Source organism: Wolbachia endosymbiont of Nomada ferruginata, from assembly GCF_001675785.1.
GTDB classification, from domain to species: domain Bacteria; phylum Pseudomonadota; class Alphaproteobacteria; order Rickettsiales; family Anaplasmataceae; genus Wolbachia; species Wolbachia pipientis.
Genome location: NZ_LYUY01000134.1, coordinates 1 through 2,547 on the forward strand (window position 1 = coordinate 1; position 2,547 = coordinate 2,547).

A 2,547-nucleotide genomic window follows, 5' to 3' on the forward strand; every position below is an offset into this window, starting at 1 on the left:
TGCAAAAAAACAAGATTTTCAATAAGTTGCTTATAATCCTAATTATAGTTAGCCTTTCATAAGTAGCGATGCAACAAAGCCCAACCGATCTAGTGAATAGATATAAATCTTATTAATTTTTCCTTCTGCTACTTTATCACGTAAATTCTTTAAACCTTCACGCTCTAAATTTGACCCTCTACGGCCATCGTCAGTGAATACATATTCTTCCAATAACTCATGTCCATCTACAGCAATTCTATGCTTAAGCTCTGCAATTTGGCTCTCTATTGTATGATCCCGCACTTGTCGGTCTGATGAAACTCTTGCATACAAGGCCACCGTTATCATCTTTTTCTACCTCCTTTTCGTTGTTTCTTTTTACTGAATACTTTAGTAACTGCTCGTAAGCTTCTGATAAATGTGTATGGTCCCAGAGTATGATGGTAAGGATTAAGTATAAATAAATCAGGAAATTTTGTCCACTGAGAACATACAAATTCAAAAGGGGTAAGACCCTTAAGAGTTTTGAGTCTTTTAGCGTAATTGTAGGCTATAACGAAGCTATAAAGGTGCTCTTTGAGTTGCTGGTGTGATTTGTAGTAATACTTTTTAACTGTAGCATCTTTTAGCGTCCTATTCATACGCTCAACTTGCCCATTTGTCCAAGGATGGCTGATTTTTGTTAGACGATGTTCAATGTCATGTTCTTCACAAACTCTATCAAATATGTGTTGAAAAGCGTGTTTATGACGTTCTTGATTGGTAAATTGTATACCGTTATCTGTCAAAATAGTATGGATTTTATAGGGCAAAATTTTGATCAAATTACGCAAAAACTCAGCAGCTATTGGTTTTGTGGCACTGTTATGAAGCTCGACATAGGCAAATTTGGACGTTCTATCTATGGCAACAAACAGGTGCAACTTTCCTTCTTCTGTTCTAACTTCTGCTATATCAATATGCTACAGGATATTGTTTGAACCTCTTTTTTGCTTTAACTTCACCATCGACATCTGGTAGTCTGCTAATGTTATGTCTTTGCAAACAACGATGTAAATTAGAGCGGCTCAAGCGTGGGATAGAGGCTTGCAAAGCATAGAGGCAATCATCTAATGGCAATAGTGTATACTTACGAAATGCAACAATTATCGCCTCTTCTTCCTTGGTTAAAACAGTTGATCTTGGTTGTTTTGGACCCATTGTAGCATTTTGCGTAAATAAGCGTTTTTTCCATTTCACAATAGTTTTCGGGTTGAGATCATAGCGCTCGGCAAGTTTTGCTATGCTCTCTTTACTATTTTGTATTGTTCTACGCACCGCCTCTGTTGTTTTGGCGCACCCATGTAATATCTGTCCCATAATGACTCCTTAAATGATGATGATAGTATACCATCACTCTCTGGGACTGTACATCTAGATCTCAATCTGCTGATTGCGGTGTAAGTTAAATATTATGCTCGACTTATTATACCAAATGAGACTATACTAAAATAGGTTATTTAATAGATGTAGGTTATGAATCGAGCAATAGAACAATTATTTGATGCAGTTAGCAATGGTGATTTAAATGGAGTAAAAGAGGCTTTAGAAAAGGGAGCTGATGTTAGCGATGGAGATATTGGGTATCTACTCATCTATGCTTCGCTTTGAGAGAAGGATATATAGAAATAGCAAAACTTCTCATTGAAAATGATGCTAATGTTAAAGATGGTGGCAAACAGGCTCCTCTACACTTGGCTGCAGTGAAAGGTGAAATAGAAGTAGCAAAACTTCTCATTGAAAATGATGCTGATATTAATGCTAGAGATGATGACGAACGTACTCCTATATACTATGCTATGATATACAGTAACATAGAAGTAGCAAATGGTGCTAATGTTAATTCTGGAGATCGTAACAAACATACTCCTCTACACCTGACTGCAATGTTCAGTAGAATAGAAGTAGAAGTAGTAAAACTTCTCATTGCAAATGGTGCTAATGTTAATGCTAAAGGTGATGATGAAAGAACTGCTCTGCAAATCGCTGTAGGAGGTCGCAATACGGGTACAGCTAAATGTATCATTGAATATACATTATTACAGAACTTCAATGCTGAAAAACCAAATTTTCTTAACGGTAATGCAGCGTTATCAAGTTACTGGGATAAGTGTAAAGATGAAACTACACAAATGAGCACATATGTTATTGGTAACATTCGCAATAGAAATATATCCATTAATGATTTTCTTACAGAAAAAGACGATGTGAAGTTAGTTTCGTATGTGGGAAATGAAGGCATTATTCTCCAATTACAAGAATTACAATCAAATGGCTACAAAGAGTTTCCAATATTTGCTGATTTGCTTAAGGATCGAATTCAAAGTAGAATTACAGAAGGAGAGAGAAAAAAGTGCTTGTATGATAGAATCGGAAAACTTGAATTTAAACAATTACCGCCTGAGTTAATGAACATTGTGAATGAAAATTTAGTAACCGTTCACACAATGGCGTCAACTTAAGGAAAAATATCAGCGATAGTGTATAAAATTTCTCTCTAAATTTTTTATCATTAAATTATCCAAA

The 2,547-nt window shown here is 35.5% G+C and carries 3 protein-coding genes and 1 pseudogene; 2 read left to right on the top strand and 2 right to left on the bottom strand.

Annotation, left to right across the window (positions count from 1 at the left end):
* Nucleotides 1–48: 48 nt before the first annotated feature.
* Both BA053_RS05930 and BA053_RS05935 read right to left on the bottom strand, forming a co-directional pair.
* Nucleotides 49–330 carry a recombinase family protein gene (locus BA053_RS05930; protein ID WP_065106862.1) on the bottom strand — a complete coding sequence of 94 codons (282 nt, stop codon included), beginning with the start codon at nt 328–330 and terminating at the stop codon, nt 49–51.
* Nucleotides 327–1,341 (bottom strand): annotated as a pseudogene (locus BA053_RS05935) (IS481 family transposase). The gene BA053_RS05930 and the pseudogene BA053_RS05935 overlap by 4 nt, the downstream one beginning before the upstream one ends.
* A gap of 156 nt (nt 1,342–1,497) precedes the next feature.
* Here BA053_RS05935 and BA053_RS08435 point away from each other — a divergent pair.
* On the top strand, nt 1,498–1,632 hold the full coding sequence (locus BA053_RS08435) for a hypothetical protein (RefSeq protein ID WP_255356258.1): 135 nt from the start codon (nt 1,498–1,500) through the stop codon (nt 1,630–1,632).
* Nucleotides 1,629–2,483: an ankyrin repeat domain-containing protein gene (locus BA053_RS05940; protein WP_065095155.1), complete on the top strand. Its 855-nt coding sequence runs from the start codon at nt 1,629–1,631 to the stop codon at nt 2,481–2,483. The genes BA053_RS08435 and BA053_RS05940 overlap by 4 nt, the downstream gene beginning before the upstream one ends.
* Nucleotides 2,484–2,547 lie beyond the last annotated feature (64 nt).